Genomic DNA, 18342 nt, shown 5'->3' on the forward strand with positions numbered 1-18342 from the left:
ATACCAGAAACGTTTAAATCTTCTAAAACAACTGTTTGGTTTTCACGAATTATTTTAGTAGATAATTTATGCAGAAAATCTATCCTAGTATCTTTCAGCTTGGCATGGAATTTAGCTACTCTAACCCGTGCTTTTTCATACCTTTTTGAGCCTTTGGTTTTATGAGATAATGACTTACTTAACTTTATATACTTCTTAATTCGTTTTTTGAGTGGTTTAGGAGCATCCACTTTTGTACCATCGCTAAATGTAGCAAAGGTTTTGATACCTAAATCTATACCTACTGAATTATCAGTTTGAGGTAAGATTTCTGGTTGTATTTCTACGACAAAACTTAAGAAATATCTATGAGCTGAATCTTTAATTACTGTTACTGATGATGGAGCGGCAGGTAACTCTCTTGACCAAACTATTTTCAGCTTTCCTATCTTGGCTAAATAAACTTTGTGTTGACCAATTTTAGACCCTCCTTTTGTAAATCTAGCAGTTTGCTTTGACTTTTTACTTTTAAATTTAGGAGGTTTAACAGGTTTACCTTTTCTCTGGCCTTGAGTTGATTTAAAAAAGTTTTGATAAGCCTGGTTTAAATCATTCAAGGACTGCTGCAGTGGTATATTAGAAACCTCTGACAACCATTCTCTGCATTCAGTCTTTTTAGCTTGAGTAATAAAAAGCTTTTGTAGTTCAGAATTAGTGGGCTTATTTTCTCCCGATTTATACTTCTGTTGGCAACAAGCTAGACTATCATTCCAAACCACACGGACACAGCCAAATAGCTTGGCTAATCGGTATTTTTGTCCCGGCGTTGGATATATACGGTACTTAAATCTAGCTTTCATAACTTGACTTTTGCTCCTAACAATAGCATAACATACTTATCAACAAAAATCAACTAAAAAGTCGCCCGCTTATGGGCGAGGCTTGAAACCCAATTTTTCGGTCAGAGCAGATTTGACCCCTGATTTGCCTATTTATTCTTATGCCAAGGAGCGCATTCGCGGAGCGTTGCGTCAGCAGTATCGCCACTAACCAACTGCCTTCCAACTTTGTTTGACGCAGTGGAATACTGCTAATCCGAGGCTTTGCGATCGCAACTTCTATATTAGACTTGTCGCTTTCTAACTTAAAAAATCCCCAAAAACCTTGTTTTATAAGGATTGTAGCCATTGGCAAAAAAAACTTAGAATTATTGCTCTGTCTAGGTTGGAGCGATTTTTTTCCTCTATTTAGCGATAATTCTATTAGACCTCTCCAAAATAAAAATTAAGGTAAAATTGTAGTGCTCAATATATATATACCCTGTTTCCAAATGAATCATGTATTAGAATATATTTATAACCATCCACTCATAAACAAAAAGAATTTTTGGTATTACAGATTAACAAGTAATAAAATTAATAGAAAATGCTCAAAAAGTTGAAGAAAAAAAAAGACAGGCGATAATGCTCTGCATCGCTAACGCGAACGCCAGCCAAGAAAAAAGATTAATTAAGGCAGGGGGAGGAAGAAAAAAGTCTTTAAGCAAGGCAGAAGAGATAATGTTGACCTTATAGAAGCCATTTGGGATCTATTTAACAAATTACAAGTCCAATACCCATCTGGGTTTTATGATTCTGGCAGTCATTTTTCACAATTTTTCGGTTTCCTGAACCCTTATAGTTTTTAGACTCCTTAAAACGGCTTTCCTGAAACTTTTGTATTTCCAGAAAAGATACGATCAGGGGTTCTATATTATTTGCATCATGTACCAACATTTCAATTACTAGGAGCAATCTAAGCGAGTTAGTGAGTTAACAGCAAATAATATTTTTCACGCTTTGGATAGATATTTTGAGGGAATTATTACCATCTAGTTTACTAGAGTAATTCTCGGAAAAAAAAAGGAATATTTATGGATATGCATAGGCTTTGACAGAAATATAATTGATAGTTGATAGTACAGAGCAGGATATATAAAGGCTAAAAAATGATGAAAAACAGAAAAAATATGATTCAGGAAAGCAAAAAAAGTCATAGGTTTAAAAGTTAAGCTATTCTGGGCTACTATTTCTGCCAATAGAACAGAATATATTGTTACTAATGACTTAAGTAAATCTTCTACAGATGATGTAGAATCCGAGTCGCTTTCCTTGATGAAAAATCGAAGAATTTCACGCCAGAATCAAGCAGTTAACAGGAATAGAATTGTGTCAATGTCGTCTGGCAAAAATTCAAAAAAATAGAAAAGCTTGCTCTATGTTGGTCTGGAATCATTTGAAAAAAGTAGCTGAAATTTTGGAAAAAACTATTTATCAACTCAAAGATCAATTACTATCTAAATATCTAGTATCTGAGATCAAACATCCTACCATTAAAATGATAGCTATTTAAGTTTTTCTCAATAGATAAAGGCTAAGAAATACTTGGCGTTCGCTCTCTAAAAATTATAGCGATAGCTCTGTTGGTTATGCGCTATGTATAGTGTCTTTGCGTAAGTCCTGGTAAAGTAAAGGGAATCAAAAAAAAGCTCAAAAAAGAATATTTGTAGAACAGATAATAAGACTGATAAAAATATGTGCGAGTGGCACGAGAAAGATTCAGATTGAAAGATAGTAATTATGAAAAATTAATTTGAACAATATGTGGTTTAGTAAGATTAAGAATAGGAGTATTAATATTATTATCAATCATAATTTTTGCTCTAAAAAAAAGACATAAAGAACTAGATATCAATGGTGAATAATTAACAGCAACTATCTGTAATACTATCAAGCCCGTAAAAAATGACTATCTGGAGTAGCTGGCGATAACCTCCGGTTAAGCGTACGCTATCGTTCCCCAAAAGATAGTTACAGTAAGTGCTTGATAATTTTTGGAGATATCTATTAATTATTTCCCCCTACTCCCTAATCCCTCCTATAGATATAGCGAAAAGCGATCGCTCCTATTTGATTTAGTAAAAGAGCGATCGCCTAATTGTTAAACAGATAGAAGGAATTACTTACTAGGCCATTCAGTATGGAAGAATTCACCACGAGGCTTATCAGTACGCTCATAAGTGTGAGCGCCAAAATAATCCCGTTGAGCCTGAGTTAAGTTTTGAGGTAAAGTTGCTCGACGATAACTATCAAAATAATCCAGAGAAGCACTAAAAGCAGGAACAGGTAATCCTAAATTAGCAGCAGTAGCAACAACTTCTCTCCAAGCATCTTGGCGATCGAGAATAGTCTGCTTAAATTCTGGTGCTAACAATAAATTAGGTAGACCAGGATTTTCATCAAAAGCTTTCTTAATTTTATTTAAGAAGCCAGCCCGAATAATACAACCACCTTTCCAAATTCGCGCCGACTCACCCAAATTCAGATTGTAATTAAATTCCTTGGATGCAGCAGCTAACAAAGCCATACCCTGAGCATAAGAACAAATCTTAGAACAATACAAAGCATCCCGCACTTTGTTAATCATAGCTTGGGCATCGCCTTCATACTTACCAGTCGGACCTGTCAATTCTTTAGAAGCTGCTACGCGCTCATCTTTAATCCCAGAAATAATTCGAGCATTAACAGCAGCGGTAATAGTTGGAACAGCAACACCCAACTCTAAAGCATTAATTACCGTCCATCTACCTGTACCTTTTTGTCCGGCAGAGTCAATAATCATATCAACTAGATGATTGCTAGTTTCAGTATCTTTCTTGGTGAAAATATCGGCGGTAATTTCAATTAAGAATGATTCTAATTCTGGAGTTTTGTTCCACTCAGCAAAGATTTCATGGAGTTGTTCGTTGCTAATACCAACAGCATTTTTCAACAAGTCATAAGCTTCAGCAATTAACTGCATATCGCCGTACTCAATGCCGTTGTGTACCATTTTTACATAATGACCAGCACCACCAGGACCGATGTAAGTGACACAAGGACCATCATCAACTTGAGCTGCTATTTTAGTTAAAATTGCTTCTAACTCTTTGTAGGAAGCCTCTGTACCCCCTGGCATTAAACTAGGTCCCCATAAGGCTCCTTCTTCACCACCACTAACTCCCATACCCATGAAACCTAATCCGGTGGATTCTAAATCTCTAGTGCGACGTTCTGTATCTTCGTAGAGGGAGTTACCACCATCAATGATCATATCATCTTTGTCTAGGAGGGGTTTTAGTTGTTCGATGACTTTATCAACTGGTCCTCCTGCTTTTACCATGACTAAGATTCTACGGGGTCTTTCTAGAGATTGGACAAAATCCTCTAGAGTGTAAGCAGCATGGACGTTTTTACCTTGTGCCCGCTCTGCCATAAATTTCTCAGTTTTATCACTACTGCGATTGTATACGGAGATGGGGAATCCATTGCGTTCTACGTTGAGAGCTAGGTTTTCTCCCATTACAGCTAGACCTATAACACCAAATTTTTGCTGTCCCATAATATTTTGACTTCCCTGAGTTTCTCTACTAAATTTTAAGTACAGTTTTAAGTACAGTTTTTAGATTACAGGTGTTTTTTTTTGACTTTTTCTAGTACAGGTTTTTTTTAAGATTTCAAGTATAGGTTGATACAAAAAAAGCCTATTTAATAAACCTCTCCAGAACAGAAAAGAGGAAACAGAAAAGTAGGGAGAAGTAATTGATAATTTATGAATAAGAATTGATTCTATTTTTAATTTTTGGAGATATCTAATACAGATTAATAATTCTGTATCAATCAATTCATTCGTAGGCATTTCCTACGGAATGCTGCGCAAACAGCGGTCAGCTATCAGCTATTGTTTTTAGTGAGCGATCAAAGCTTTATTAATTGAGAAACAAAAAATTTTACTACAGAATTCAGCTCAAAAATCTGTATTAATTTCAACCCCATTCTTAAGTACAAGGTCTTATTGCTGTTAAGGCAGTTCCTCGGCAGGAGAATAGCTGATGGCTAATAGCTGTTTGCACAGCATGACCCAGGAAATACTTACATTCAGTCTTAATACCAACCGTGATAAAATGCTTATTTGAAAGTCTAATTAAACATAGTATTAGTATTGATAATTGGTATAATTAAAGGGGTAATTTATGGATGAATTAAAGTATCTTGCTAATTGGGTAAAAGAGCAACACGCTCAGGAATATATTTTGACTTGGTTATTGAATCAGCCCGGACTTTGGTGGTCTGATGGAGAAGCGTATCAGGCTGCTTTACAAAAATCTGGAAAATTATTGAGGGAGTATGTTCAAAAAAATCAAAGTGGAGATTTATTTCAAGGTATTGCTGAAAAAATTGTAGATGATGAAAGTTGGAATGAAGTGGCAGAGTCTCTGGCAAAAATTATTTATGTTTATCAACAGGAGTTAGTAAGATTACAAGATTTTAGTCGGCACCAAAACAATCAAAATATTTTAAAAAAAAATCTAAATAGTGATGATTTATCTGTTGAAGAGAATGAAGATATGGAAGTACAAGAAGCTTTGCCCGATCCGTTTGCAGATGCCTTAACTGGTCAGGGTTAATGAAGTCAGAAGTCAGAAGTCAAATAGGGGAGCCGTCGGATTGGCGACGTACAGAAGTTGTTTTTGTAATGGGGTTTTGAGCCTCCCTCCAAAAACATTTTGCCTTATACCAATTTCATAAAATATTGCTACAGTGGGGTTTGCGTATGGAAAGTTTTTTTGCTCTTTGTAGGAGACAGCTATACTGGAGACAACCCACCCCTAACCTCTCCGGTGGAGGGGAGAAATAGGAATGAGCGAAGAGGTAGGAGTAAGAATTGTAAGAGTGATTTTTCTGCCCAACTATGAGCCTAAAATACGCTCCTTTTTGAGCGTGAAGAGCTAAAAACCAGGTACTGCAATTCGACCCCTAAAAGGCTAAAGTCTTTATATGTCAATGCTTTTAGATTTAATCAGCAAGCCCTACAGTGGTTTTCTCTGCTGGTCGGAATTTAGAGATTACAGCGGTTTTCATTTGGGTAGACCACAGTAGGGATGTTCCATGAAACGTCCCTACTGGGTTTGATGTGTGAAGATGTGGTTCATCAATTTGAAAAGCCCTGTAATACTGTAACGACCTTTTTTGAATTTGGTATTAAAACTCAGACAAAGCAATATTTTTCCCTCTTCCTTCTTCCTTCTTCCTTCTTCCCTCTTCCTTCTATTTAAACTTCTGGTTTAATTCCACCAAATAAAGCTAATTCAAACAATTTCATAAAACAATCAACATGAATGAAACCTATTTTTTTTAACCAGTCACATTGAGTTTCTACAGGAGCAAGAATATTTGCTTCTTTATCTGGGCGGTTATAATACTGTTGATTAATTTCTTCCCTAGATTTATTTTTGTCTTGACTTTGATGAAAAGCATAGAGAGAATCAATAAATAATTCATCAAATAATTGCCCAATTAATTTAGATGGGGAGGCAACGTGTTCCAAGTTCAAAAATAATCCTCCTGGCTTTAATAATTGGTAAATTTCTTGATATATTTCTTGTTTTCTGATGTCTGGTTGATGATGAATAGAAAATCCTGAGACAACTACATCAAATGGTGCTTTTTTCTGAACTTTATTTACCCATTCTGGCAAACCATAATCTTGATTGATAAATTCTAAATTAGCTAGATAATTATCAGTAATTTTACTTTTTGCAGCTTCAATCATTGTTTCTGAAAAGTCTAAAAATACTCCTTGAGAATTAGGGTATTGACTGAGAATTGCTTGACCTAAAATACCATCACCACAACCTAAGTCTAAAAAGTTATTTACTTGAGGTTTAGTTGCCTGAATAATTCTCAGGATAATTTCAATTTGTTCAGTAGCTAAAGGAATTGCACTCCTGACACCAGAAAGATATTTTTGTGCAAGGTCTGCTTTTGTCCAGACTTGATAGTTTTGACTCATTTTTCAGAATTGATTAAATATACAAATATCTTATACCAATTTAATTAGGACTTACGCAAATTCACCTTAAAAACGCCCCTACATATGGCGTTTTGCTCCGCAACATATAAAGCGGAGCTTTGCGTTAGCAAATGGCATTCGCCCTTATACCATTTATCCATGAAGTTGTACTTAATATAAAGATGAGAATAGTCAGTTTAATAAGGTCTGAGCAATAATTATTAAGTGCATTGTTACAGAGAAATGGTATTACTAGATTTAGTTTTTGTGCGTAAGTCCTGTTAATGTGAAGTTGCACAGAATAAACTTAAGCAAGACAATACTTTTAGAAGCTCTAGTTATATGCAGCTTCATCAAAATTTGGTATCAGATAATTTTAGTAGAGTTGATAAATATTTGTCTACCAATCTTTGCTTTCTTCTAATCTTCGTCTTGGAATTCAGTTGCTATTTTATCGAGTCTTTCATTCGTATCTTTAGTCATTTTTAGTAAACCGATACTGACAATTTGTGAAGCAAGTCCGCCTGCTGTTGTGGCTGTTCCTTCAGAAGTTTTTCCTGATAGTAAAAGTCCTGCACCTGCTACGCTGATAATGGCACTAATTATAGTTAAGGTTAGAGCAATATTAAAGCTTAATTTTGCTTGACGCAGGCGTTCTTGAATTACGAGTTGTTCCATTGTGGTAGAGGTGAAGTTTTGATTATTAGTTGTAGTCTGGGAAATGTAATTATTCATAATTTTTATCTGTTGAATTACATCCTAATCATAAAAGGGAGATACTAACCCAAGACAAGGGGGTTAAGAATTTACCTATAAATGGCTTAAAATAATAGTATTCAGCTTGGGAGAAGCTTGGGAGTAACCCAAACCTTTTTTTTCTCCTGAAAAAGTTGCTAGTTAAAGTTTTGGTTAGGTACAAATAAACCCAAACAACCCAAACCTTAAATAATGAATTAATTGAATAAAATATGCCACGAACAGAGAACTGGGGTGATGTTCCCCTGCAACGAGCTAAAAAATTAATCGAATTTCTATTAGATTACAGCTTGACGAATTATGAAGGTGAAAAATTATTCACTGAATGGCGAGATAAAAATAGCGATCGCCCGAAATTATTTATCCAAACAAATTTCAAAGTTTTAGCTTGTTTACTGAATGAAAAAATTAATTCTAAATATAGTCCAGAAGCTGATAAAGAAAAGAGTGAGATTCAGAATACAATTGACCGCCTCAAAAAATTAGGAATTGTAGAAGAAGTTAGTCTGGAGAGTGACAAAAGGAAAGGTATCAGGAGTTTGATTTTTACTCTTTGGCATTGTGAGAAAAAGCCAGAAAATCTGAACAATTTAGAGTTAACTTGGAAAAATTGGAAACAGAGAAGGCAAGTTACAACTAAAGAGGTTAATTCTAGTAGGCAAAAACAACAATTTCATCTGGAAAACAGAAAATTAGAACCAGGTCTAGAACAAAAGCTTATAAAATTTATTTCTAAATCTTTTAGTAGTGATAAGTTTGCAGAATTAGACCAAGCTGGAGAACCAGAAACAGGAGGAGAAGGTCGTACTAAACTCCAAAAAGTTTTCATCGATCTTACTTTGAAAAATTGGGATGGAGTAGATAGGAAATTTAGGGGAAGAGTCGGGGTTGAAGAAAATTTTTCTATTGAGAAAAAGGATGATTTTCCTGCAATGGAATATCTGACAAAAGAAGTAGAAAGTTATCAGAAAGTTGTAGTTATTGGGGGTCCTGGTCAAGGTAAATCTACATTAGGTCAACAACTTGCTCAGGTTTATCGAGCAAAGTTTCTGAATCAGAGTTATGAGTTTCTGGAAAGTATTGAAGTTTCTAGAATTCCTTTTCGAGTAATTTTGAAATATTTTGCTCATTGGTTATCGAATAAGCCTGAAAATTCTAGTTTAGAAAATTATCTAGCTATAGAAATGGGTGAAGCGATGGTCAGACCAGGAGAAATTTCTCCAGCTAATATACAAGACATTTTTGAGAGGAAGGAATGTCTATTAATTTTGGATGGGTTGGATGAAATTTCTGACTTTGGTTTACAAGAAAAAATGCTGGAAGAAATTTATACTTTTTTAGATTGGGCAAAACACCTAAAAGCTAATCTAAAAGTAGTGGCAACTTCTCGTCCGAATGAATATAAACAACAGTTTGACCCGACAATATTTCTGCATTGGGAATTATTACCACTTACAACTAAACAGATAAAAGAATATTCTCAAAAATGGGTAAAAACTAGAGAAATTCTCCAAGGGGAACAAGTAAGAATTTTAGAAACACTTGAAGAGTGTCAGCAAGACGAAGGAATTAAACATTTATTGCAGACTCCTTTGCAAGTAACTATCATTTTACTAATTATTAAAAATGGCGGACGACCTCCGGGAGAAAGGGAAGCTTTATTTGATGAATATTGGAATACTATTCTCAAACGAGAAAAAAGTAAGGATAAAGATTTAATCAAAAGTAATGACCAAATTATTCTTGATGCTCATGCTTATTTAGGATATTTTTTACACGAACGTGCTGCTTCGGATAAGAATGTTCAATCTCTTTTATCAGAGGATGAATTTAGAGTAGCAGTTAAAAAAGTATTACGAAAAAATGATAATTTTTCATCGGATGAAGATATTAGTCAGAAAATCAATAGGTTTGTTAATGATGCTCGACAAAGACTGGTATTAATTGTTGAACCGCAAAAAGGATTATTTGGTTTTGAGCTTAGGTCTTTTCAAGAATTTTTTGCTGCTGTCTATCTTTTTAAGAATGGCAATAAGTTTGAAGATTTGCGGGAAAAAATTGCGACAAAAAATTCAGGACATTGGCAATATGTGTGTTTGTTTTTAGCGGGTAGAATTGCCAGGTTATCAGGTCAAGAAGCTGAGGGAATTTTAAGTAAAGTTTGTCGTCCTGTAGATAGTCCTTCGGTGGAGAAAGATAAAAATCAAAATCATTATTTAAGACCTGGTGCTTGGTTTGCTTTGCAGATAGCAGCAGATGGTTTTTTGAGTAGTCAAAATCGTAATTTACAGCATAATTTGATTGAATATGGTTTAGAAGTTTTAGATACGGGATTAACAGATTATCAAAAGCGTCTGTTAATTTATTATCTGGAAAAGTTATCTCAGCAGGATAAAGATATTCTTTTGCGGATAATTCTAGAAAGGAAATTTAACGGCAAAAATTTCCCAGAAAGTTGTTGGGAAAATGCTTTAGATATTTATGGCAGATATTTTCAGCAAGAGTCTTTTCTCAAAGAAAAAATTGATGAACTTCTGGGAACTCAACAAAAGAACTTAATTTTATCTGGTTTAAAGATTGCTTTATCATATCAATCAGATCCTTCATGGATGGTAGAGCGTTTACAAAATTATTGGTCATATTGGATAGAGGATGAAGATATAGTAGTTCAAATTTTGTTTACAGATAACTACAATAAAATATTAAAGATATGGTCGCTTTCTGAACCTCAAGCTCTACAACTTTCAGAGGTAATTCTTGAAAAAAGTAAAGACTATCTAGATGACTTAGAAAGTCTACATTATTTAGATTATTTAGAAGAACTAGGCAAGCAATTTACAAATCCTAAAATATTAGGGGAACAATTAATTTTGTTATTAAAATTTTGTCAAATAATAGCCAACTGTACATACAGTAGCTATTCTGACTTAGAGATTGAAATAAATGGTTTTTCCCATAGCTTGAATATAATTAAACCGGACTTCTCTTCATCTTTTTCAGATACTCATAATGAAACAGTTAATTTAGTTGATAAACTATTACAAAATCATGACTTTATTTTGCCACTAAAGCTAATACTGTGGATAGTGTTTTGGTTAATTAATCATCCTAATAAACAAAATATACAATCATTTATTGAATTTATTCAAAACAATCAACCCTTACCAGAATACTTTTATAAATTATGGTCTACTTCAGAGCTAAATAATGATTTTCCTTTATTAACTTTAGCTTTAGAAGTAAATACTGCTCAACAAAGTAAACTCGCCAATTTTGCCAATTTTTTGGATGGTGATACTCAAAAATCTACTGCTGAAGAAATATACAAAGAAATTGAAGAATTTTTGCATAAATCTGATGAGGCAGAAAAACAAAAATTTCTTGCTTCTTCACTAATAGAAGTTGGGTTAGACGAATTTTTACCTCAGCTTATTCCTACTGCTAGAAAAATAGGAGTTAAGCTAGATAAGTTAGTAGGAGCATATATTACATTAACTATTAACTTATCACCTTCTGCACTAGCAGAATTTCAATGCTCTCCAGAACAAGGACAAAAAATAGTAGCTACTCTGGAGGAAGAGATTGAACAGAAAGGAAAACCACATCAATCATTTGATGCAATATTTATAGGAGACTGGTTATTTTCTTCAGAGGTTATAAATTATGCACACCAAATTCTAGAATTATTTGTTGAAAAATACTCTGAATCTCCCTCTACTCATCTTCTTAATCTAACTTTAAACCTATTCTTAAAATTTCTGGATTATGATACTAATATAGAAAAATTAGCAACTCGTTTTTTTACTAAATTTGCACTATCTTACCTAATAGAAGTAGAAATAGATTTCTCATTGTATGTTGATTTTAATGCTTTTAATGATGAACATATTCCCAAGTTAAAATCATTACTAACCCACAGTAATAAATTAGTGAGTATTGGAAGTGCATTAGTTTTAAAATTAATAAGCGATTCACCTTATTTTATAAGGACAAGAGAATTAGATTTGCATATTTATATAGATGTTCATTCAGGAATTGAATTTATTCAAAAAGAAGATACAAAAGATCGACTAATTGGAATTGCTATTCTCTCTTTGTCAGATTATCCTGTAGAACAAAAACAATACCAAAATCTAATTTTAGATAATTTGCAAAATCCGAAAACCGAAGCAGAAGAAAAAGCTTGGAATAAATTCCTACAAAAAATTATAATGAAACGAGAAAAAAATCTGGAGTGGCGTATATTACTAGAAGAAATTTTAAAAAAGCCTGCTCTTTATAGCAGTTCAGTATTAAGTATAGCAATGGAAAGATACCAGGAAATTGTTAGTTAAACTGAAATATCTTTAAGTATGGCAGTCGAAGGAAAAATTAGGAAATATCAAAAGTTCAAAACTCAGATAACGCCAAAATTTTCAGTCTTTCCTTTTTCCTTTTGCCATAACAGGAGAATATCCCAATCAATTACAGATTCTTTCATTTGTTACCCTTATATTCAAATAAAAAAGGAATTTGAATCAGAATATTAAACTCTCCAGTCATCAAATTCCTCAAAATCCAGATTGACAAAACTACTAATTAATTTTCAGATTCATTTAACCAATTAATCAAATCATCCAGAGAAGTAAAACTTAATTGGGCGATCGCCAATTCATTCAACTGAGAAATAGATAAACTCCGAATTTTAGCTTCTATTTCTTCAGAAATAATTTCCAAACTATGAGTTAAAACAAGAACAATTATTTTAGCTTGCCCCTTTTGGAAACCACGTTCAAAACCTCTTTGGAAACCACGTTCAAAACCACGTTCAAAAGCAACTTGAAAAGCACGTTGTTCTCCTTCCTGAAAAATATCCTGGTAAATTACAGATTCTTTCATTATTTCCTCCCTAAAAACGAGTTTTTTAATTCTGAGATTTACTTAACCAATTCATCAGATCGTCCATAGAAGTAAAATTGAACTGAGCATCTACAAGTTCATCCAACTCAGAAATAGATAAACTCCGAATTTTAGCTTCCATTTGTTCAGAAATAATTCCCAAATTACGAGTTAGAAAACGGATAATTATTTTAGCTATTCCCTGTTTTAAACCCCGTTCAAAACCTCTTTGGAAACCCCGCTCAAAACCTGTCTGGAAAATATCCTGATAAATTACAGATTCTTGCATTTGTTATCATTCTATTCAAATGAAAAAGGAATTTGAATCAGAATATTAAACTCTTCAGTAATCAAATTACTCAAAATCCAGATTGACAAAACTACTAATTAATTTTCAGATTCATTTAACCAACTAATTAAATCATCCATAGAAGTAAAATTCAATTGAGCGACCGCTAACTTATTCAATTGAGAAATAGATAAACTCCGAATTTTAGCTTCCATTTCCTCAGGAATATTTCCCAAACTATGAGTTATAACAAGGAAAATTATGTTAGCTTGTCCCTTTTGAAAACCACGTTCAAAACCTCTTTGGAAACCACGTTCAAAACCACGTTCAAAACCTACTTGAAAAGCAGGTTGTTCTCCTTGCTGAAGAATATCCTGATAAATTACAGATTCTTTCATTATTTCCTCCCTCAAAACGAGCTTTTTAATTCTAATATTTACTTAACCAATTAATCAGATCATCCAGAGAAGTAAAATCCAACTGAGCATCTGCAAGTTTGTCCAACTGAGAAATAGATAAACTCCGAATTTTAGCTTCTATTTCTTCAGGAATATTTCCCAAAGTACGAGTTATAAAACGGATAACTATTTTAATTATTTTAGCTTTTCCCTTTTGCAAACCACGTTTTTTACCACGTTTTTCGCCACGTTTTTCACCACGCTTTTTACCAATTTTTTCTCCTTTCTGGAGAATATCCTGATAAATTACAGATTCTTTCATTATTTCCTCCCTCAAAAGTTGACGAATTAAATTTTTATCAAATCTTAAACCACCTAGTATTTCCGCAGCAGCAGAAATATTTCTTTGTCGATCTGGCTCTTCTATTCTACCAATTCTATCTGCTACTTCTGACAATAAACCTGTCGGACTTTCACTACTAGTTAAAGTTGCTAATGGTAATAAAGCATTATCAGCCAGAAAAGGTGCCGAATCTTCCTCCCAAAGTCTAATTACTCGATAAGAATGGCGAGTATTTTGCCTTTTAAATTTATTTTGAAAAGCTAATTCTGAGCTAGTCTCTTTTAAAAAGATAACAACTTGCTCAATATCACACAAATATTGCCCATAAAGCAGCGTCCAATATTTGAGCATTCTATAGGGAATAGGTGGATTAGAGTAAGGGAAAGTTTGAAATTATAGATGCAATATTTTATTATCAATTTGTAGCAAAATCAAAGCATCAGAACGAATAGGTTCAGGAATAATTTCTGTTTTTATTACCTGCACATTACTAGGGTTAATTCCCAGTAACCAACGGACAAAATTTGGGGCATAAGTTTCTGCCAAATATTTAAATTTGGCAGTTGAAAGCCATCAAGCTTCAGGCGATGAAAAACAAGTTGGAGATTTTAATCTCCTGTATCCAAAATATGAGATAGTATATTCATGGGAGTAAGAACAAGGTTTGTCCCCATGAACCTTTGCTAGTAGGGGTGAAATTCCTGTCAGAAGGAAACAAGTAGGACATAAGTCGCTACCAAGACCAAGGCAACAGACAAGCAGGCAGCAAAGATAGGGATTTATAGCTCGCTCTTTGAGTAAAACCACTCTGAAAGGATTAATCATCAAAAGTAAGCGTAAAGCATATGGTATTAATTATCAGTATGTTAGAGCGTCTAGGTGGTTTTTGACTGCCACCACCGAATTGTCGGTGACAGTTAAGTGTGAAACGTTGAGAATCGTGGTTTTGACCTGATTCGGAACATCCGCTTAGAATCTCTTGTGTTTTAACTGAGAGAGAAGTCAAAAGTATTATCGTATGCCAAAATAATAGGTTAGTTCAGTATTTTGCTAATCTTAGTATTTTATCAATAGACATCTCCATAAAAGTTGTAGGGACATTGCATGCAACGTCCGTAGGTCGTAGGAAGCAGGGGGAAAGAATTAATGAATAAGAGTACGATAATAAAAAATCAAATTAATTCTTATCCATAAATTATCAATTACTTCTCCCTGTTTCTTGTTCCCTCTTTTGGAGGAGATGTCTAATACCAATTTGAAAAAAAAATGTTACAAATAATAAGGGTAATTCAAATACTTTATAGGAGATATTTCTTGGACTAACAAGATAAATTCAGACCTAAAAACTGCTATTAAAGCCATTCATTCTGACTCCTGACTCCTATTATTTTATGCCATATTTGTCAATAAAATCTAAAAGAATTTTTTGATGAAATTCACCAAGCGATCGCTCCATTCCGGCATTCTCAGAATAAGCTTTACCAGCTTTAATTTCTGCTGGAGTTAATAACCCCATATCCCAACCTTCTCCCAAAACCAAATCTTTTAATTCCACAGTTAAAGGAGCATAAAATACATGACGAACAACCTTAACATCAGAGTAAACACCAAATTCCGAAACTGTCTCAGGTACATAACCTATTTCTTCTGCTAATTCTCGTTTCAAAGCCACTTCTGCTGTTTCTCCAGGTTCGAGATGACCTCCAAAAAAAGCCCAAATACCAGGATAAAGAATAGTTGGAATATTATCCCGGAGTTGCATCAGAAATTTTCCTTCTCGGTAAAGAATAGCGATCGCTACGTGAGGTAAATTATTGTTGTTCATTTTCTTCTTGATTTGAATTTTCAACTTCTAATCGTTCTATTTCTTCTACATAGAAATCTCCCACATCCTGGTTTCCTAATTCGGGAACCACAATACTTTGATAACGTATTTTCCCTTTAATTGTTATTTCTTTTCCCACCTCTGGTAATTCTGCTGTAGTAAATATCCAAATACTGCCAGTATCATCTGTTAATTCATAAGCACCTGTTTCTAAGAATGGAGCTTGACTTTCTACAGTTCCTTTCAAATATACTTGACGATCAATTTTACCCTTTGTTTGAATTTTGCTAATTCGACTCACATTCAGATTTAATTTAATAGCTGTTTCTGTAATTTTTCCGCAACTAATTAAACTTGTTACTAATAACAGAATCAGAATAGTTTTGAATTTATTAAACAATGGATTTAAATAGAAAGAAGGAATAAACAGAAAGCTCAATGGAAATTTATGCAATATCCTTAATAAATTCATTCTCAATACATTTTTCTCAAAATAATTCGGTCTAAAACCCCGCCTTTTAAGGCGAAATCTTTTTGGAAGGGGGCTCAAATTCCCGTTACAAAAATAACTTATGACTCCTGACTTCTGACTTCTGACTTCCTGAATGGCTTCCCTGGTTCTCATCAAAACTTTTTTTCCTTATTTAAACTATTGTTTTATAATTATTACTAAAAAAAATAAAATTTATTTCCATCACTTTCATCATACTTAAAATTTAGAGTTATAGCAGAAGAAAGAAAGAAGAAGTAAGAATAAGAAATCTGGCGTTGTCTGAGTTTTCAGCTTTAGTTATATCCTAACCTTTGCTTTGACTGCTATAATTTTTTTTAATCTCGCCGAAAAATTAAGCTTTAAAGCCTCTACCCATCAAAGATAAAAAAGAAAAAAACATCTTTTTTGAAGGAGAAGTAATTTCAGTTATCAGTGATCAGCTATCAGTTAGCCTCCTCCGGAGGAACTGCGTCCTTCAGCAATAAAGAGGCTTGATATCAGGAATAGTCTCTTTTTTTTATCCCTTTAAAAAGAGAGGCGCATACCCACAATTTTTCGGTAATTGTTAATTATTAATTGTTGAATTCTTTCATCCTGACTAAAGAAATAAGGTATCAAACCTGTCCTTTCAAGAAGATCAAAAAGAAAATTCAGTATTTCAAGCCTCCAGCTTAAACCTGAGATACTGATAACTGTTAAATTTTCACTGAAATTACCCTAGATTCCACTAAAATATTAGTCTTCAAATAAAAATACTTTATAGTTCCATAATACCAATAAAATATTTAACTCTATATTGAATCTTTTAGTGCCCAAAATTCAACAATATTTTTATTTACTTAAAACATCACAAAATCTACTTTTAGATACTAATAACCATACTATTATTTTTGTGTTGACAAGAAAATATACTTTAAAAATCAAAAATTAAAATCAAGAAATCTATTCCGATACAGAAATTTAAAAGCAAAACTCAAACAAGAAATAACCATGGTAAATAAATTAGACGGTAAAGCACTGGCCAAAAAAATCAAAGCAGAACTCCAACAAAAAGTTCAGACTTTGCAAAGCAAAATTGGTCGTCCTCCAGGGTTAGCAGTATTAATGGTAGGAGACAACCCTGCCAGTGCAGTATATGTCCGCAACAAAGAAAAAGCTTGTAGTCAAGTAGGGATATCCTCCTTCGGCAAACATTTTCCGACCCAAACATCTCAAGCTGAATTAACACAAGTAATTCAACAATTAAACCAAAATCCAGAAGTAGATGGCATTCTCGTCCAACTACCTCTTCCAGAACACTTAGACTCTACTTCTTTACTCTACCAAACTGACCCCAGTAAAGATGTAGATGGACTCCATCCCATGAATTTAGGTCAACTGCTCCGAGGTGAAAAAGGTTTACGCAGTTGTACTCCTGCGGGAGTGATGCGCTTGTTGCAAGAATACAAAATAGAATTACAGGGAAAACAAGCAGTAATATTGGGGCGTAGTATTTTGGTCGGCAAACCAATGGCATTAATGTTATTAGAAGCTAATAGTACAGTAACTATTGCTCATTCTCGGTCTCAGAATTTGGAGGACATAACCAGAAATGCAGATATTCTCGTAGCAGCAGTTGGTAGGCCAGAAATGATTACGGCGGAAATGGTCAAACCAGGAGCAACAGTAATAGATGTAGGAATTAATCGAGTCACAGATGAGGCAGGCAATAGTCGGTTAGTGGGAGATGTTCAATTTGATTCTGTAGCGGAGGTAGCAGAATTTATTACTCCCGTGCCTGGTGGAGTTGGCCCGATGACTGTAGCGATCTTATTACAAAATACTGTAGAACGTTGGAGTAGTTTACTTAAGTAGAGGAGTAGGGGAGTGGGGGAGAATTCATTAATTGATAATTGATAATTGATAATTACCTCGGGTTTTAACCGCTACGGAATTGAATATAAGGAAATATTATTTCTTCTCTTGGTCGATTGGGTATGGCTCCGAGACCTTGCCATCCCACCCTTTGGGAAGCTTCGCTTTTTCCTACGGAATGCTCCGCAAACATGTTGCGTAGCAAAACGACCGCTTTTTTCCCCTTAATATCAAATCCGGTTGAATACTTATTATATGAGATGGGGAGATGGGGAGATGGGGAGATGGGGGGATGGGGAGATTTAAGGCGAGAAAGTGTAGATAGAGTTATAAACATATACTGTATAACCGGATTGTATATAAAAGGGGAGGCTTTAAACCATAATTATTTAATAATTAATAATTAGGGCTTGCTGATTAAATCTAAAAGCATTGACATATAAATACTTTAGCCTTTTTGGGGCCTTTAAAAAGTGCGCCTGTTTCAGCCTAAAACGCTCAAAAAGTTAGTATTTTAGGTGTATAGTTGGGCAGAAAAATCATTCTTACAATTCTTACTACTACTTCCTCGCTCATTCCCATTTCTCCTGTCTCCTGTCTCCTACCCCTGCTAAAAGACTTTTTCAGCAAACTCTAATTAGTGCGGAATGTGAGTTA

Annotated in this window: 15 protein-coding genes; 4 read left to right on the forward strand and 11 right to left on the reverse strand. The window is 34.0% G+C overall.

Translation table 11 applies throughout. The features are described 5' to 3' along the window. Positions 1 to 839, reverse strand: an 839-nt coding sequence (locus tag F6K15_RS08465; RefSeq protein WP_293059714.1) for an RNA-guided endonuclease TnpB family protein, incomplete at its 3' end; no start/stop codon positions are given. A gap of 1345 nt (positions 840 to 2184) precedes the next feature. On the opposite strand from F6K15_RS08465, the gene F6K15_RS08475 reads away from it, so the two are divergent. Next, positions 2185 to 2370 carry a hypothetical protein gene (locus F6K15_RS08475; RefSeq protein WP_293059716.1) on the forward strand — a complete coding sequence of 62 codons (186 nt, stop codon included), beginning with the start codon at positions 2185 to 2187 and terminating at the stop codon, positions 2368 to 2370. 606 nt (positions 2371 to 2976) lie between these two features. Here F6K15_RS08475 and gnd read toward each other — a convergent pair. Next, positions 2977 to 4398 (reverse strand): decarboxylating NADP(+)-dependent phosphogluconate dehydrogenase, encoded by a 1422-nt coding sequence (gnd, locus tag F6K15_RS08480; RefSeq protein ID WP_293059719.1) that lies wholly within the window; start codon positions 4396 to 4398, stop codon positions 2977 to 2979. A gap of 631 nt (positions 4399 to 5029) precedes the next feature. Here gnd and F6K15_RS08485 point away from each other — a divergent pair. Further along, complete coding sequence (locus F6K15_RS08485; RefSeq protein WP_293059722.1) at positions 5030 to 5464, forward strand: hypothetical protein; 435 nt, start codon at positions 5030 to 5032, stop codon at positions 5462 to 5464. Positions 5465 to 6108: 644 nt separating this feature from the next. On the opposite strand, the gene F6K15_RS08490 is transcribed toward F6K15_RS08485, so the two are convergent. Then, positions 6109 to 6849, reverse strand: a complete 741-nt coding sequence (locus tag F6K15_RS08490; protein ID WP_293059725.1) for a methyltransferase domain-containing protein — start codon at positions 6847 to 6849, stop codon at positions 6109 to 6111. 420 nt (positions 6850 to 7269) lie between these two features. Next, positions 7270 to 7584: a hypothetical protein gene (locus F6K15_RS08495; protein WP_293059728.1), complete on the reverse strand. Its 315-nt coding sequence runs from the start codon at positions 7582 to 7584 to the stop codon at positions 7270 to 7272. Between the two features lie 233 nt (positions 7585 to 7817). On the opposite strand from F6K15_RS08495, the gene F6K15_RS08500 reads away from it, so the two are divergent. Next, the gene (locus F6K15_RS08500) at positions 7818 to 11939 is read left to right on the forward strand and encodes an NACHT domain-containing protein (RefSeq protein WP_293059731.1); all 4122 of its coding nucleotides are present in this window, start codon (positions 7818 to 7820) and stop codon (positions 11937 to 11939) included. A 244-nt stretch (positions 11940 to 12183) separates the two neighbouring features. Here F6K15_RS08500 and F6K15_RS08505 read toward each other — a convergent pair whose 3' ends face one another. The 7 genes from F6K15_RS08505 to F6K15_RS08530 all read right to left on the reverse strand — a co-directional run bounded on the left by F6K15_RS08505 (position 12184) and on the right by F6K15_RS08530 (position 15738). Continuing rightward, positions 12184 to 12483, reverse strand: a complete 300-nt coding sequence (locus F6K15_RS08505) for a DUF4351 domain-containing protein (RefSeq protein ID WP_293059734.1) — start codon at positions 12481 to 12483, stop codon at positions 12184 to 12186. A 25-nt stretch (positions 12484 to 12508) separates the two neighbouring features. Then, on the reverse strand, positions 12509 to 12772 hold the full coding sequence (locus F6K15_RS08510) for a DUF4351 domain-containing protein (protein WP_293059737.1): 264 nt from the start codon (positions 12770 to 12772) through the stop codon (positions 12509 to 12511). 98 nt (positions 12773 to 12870) lie between these two features. Then, positions 12871 to 13170: a DUF4351 domain-containing protein gene (locus tag F6K15_RS08515; RefSeq protein ID WP_293059740.1), complete on the reverse strand. Its 300-nt coding sequence runs from the start codon at positions 13168 to 13170 to the stop codon at positions 12871 to 12873. Positions 13171 to 13201: 31 nt separating this feature from the next. Beyond that, positions 13202 to 13864 carry a DUF4351 domain-containing protein gene (locus F6K15_RS08520; RefSeq protein WP_363267535.1) on the reverse strand — a complete coding sequence of 221 codons (663 nt, stop codon included), beginning with the start codon at positions 13862 to 13864 and terminating at the stop codon, positions 13202 to 13204. A 42-nt stretch (positions 13865 to 13906) separates the two neighbouring features. Then, complete coding sequence (locus F6K15_RS38195) at positions 13907 to 14059, reverse strand: hypothetical protein (protein WP_363267537.1); 153 nt, start codon at positions 14057 to 14059, stop codon at positions 13907 to 13909. A gap of 838 nt (positions 14060 to 14897) precedes the next feature. Continuing rightward, positions 14898 to 15338 (reverse strand): NUDIX hydrolase, encoded by a 441-nt coding sequence (locus F6K15_RS08525; protein WP_293059743.1) that lies wholly within the window; start codon positions 15336 to 15338, stop codon positions 14898 to 14900. Next, positions 15325 to 15738 carry a DNA-binding protein gene (locus F6K15_RS08530; protein WP_293059746.1) on the reverse strand — a complete coding sequence of 138 codons (414 nt, stop codon included), beginning with the start codon at positions 15736 to 15738 and terminating at the stop codon, positions 15325 to 15327. The genes F6K15_RS08525 and F6K15_RS08530 overlap by 14 nt, the downstream gene beginning before the upstream one ends. 1083 nt (positions 15739 to 16821) lie before the next feature. On the opposite strand from F6K15_RS08530, the gene folD reads away from it, so the two are divergent. Further along, positions 16822 to 17685, forward strand: coding sequence for a bifunctional methylenetetrahydrofolate dehydrogenase/methenyltetrahydrofolate cyclohydrolase FolD (gene folD, locus F6K15_RS08535; RefSeq protein ID WP_293059748.1), 864 nt, complete (start codon positions 16822 to 16824; stop codon positions 17683 to 17685). Positions 17686 to 18342 lie beyond the last annotated feature (657 nt).

The sequence above is a fragment of the Okeania sp. SIO2B3 genome, from assembly GCF_010672525.1.
Classification (GTDB): Bacteria; Cyanobacteriota; Cyanobacteriia; order Cyanobacteriales; family Microcoleaceae; genus Okeania.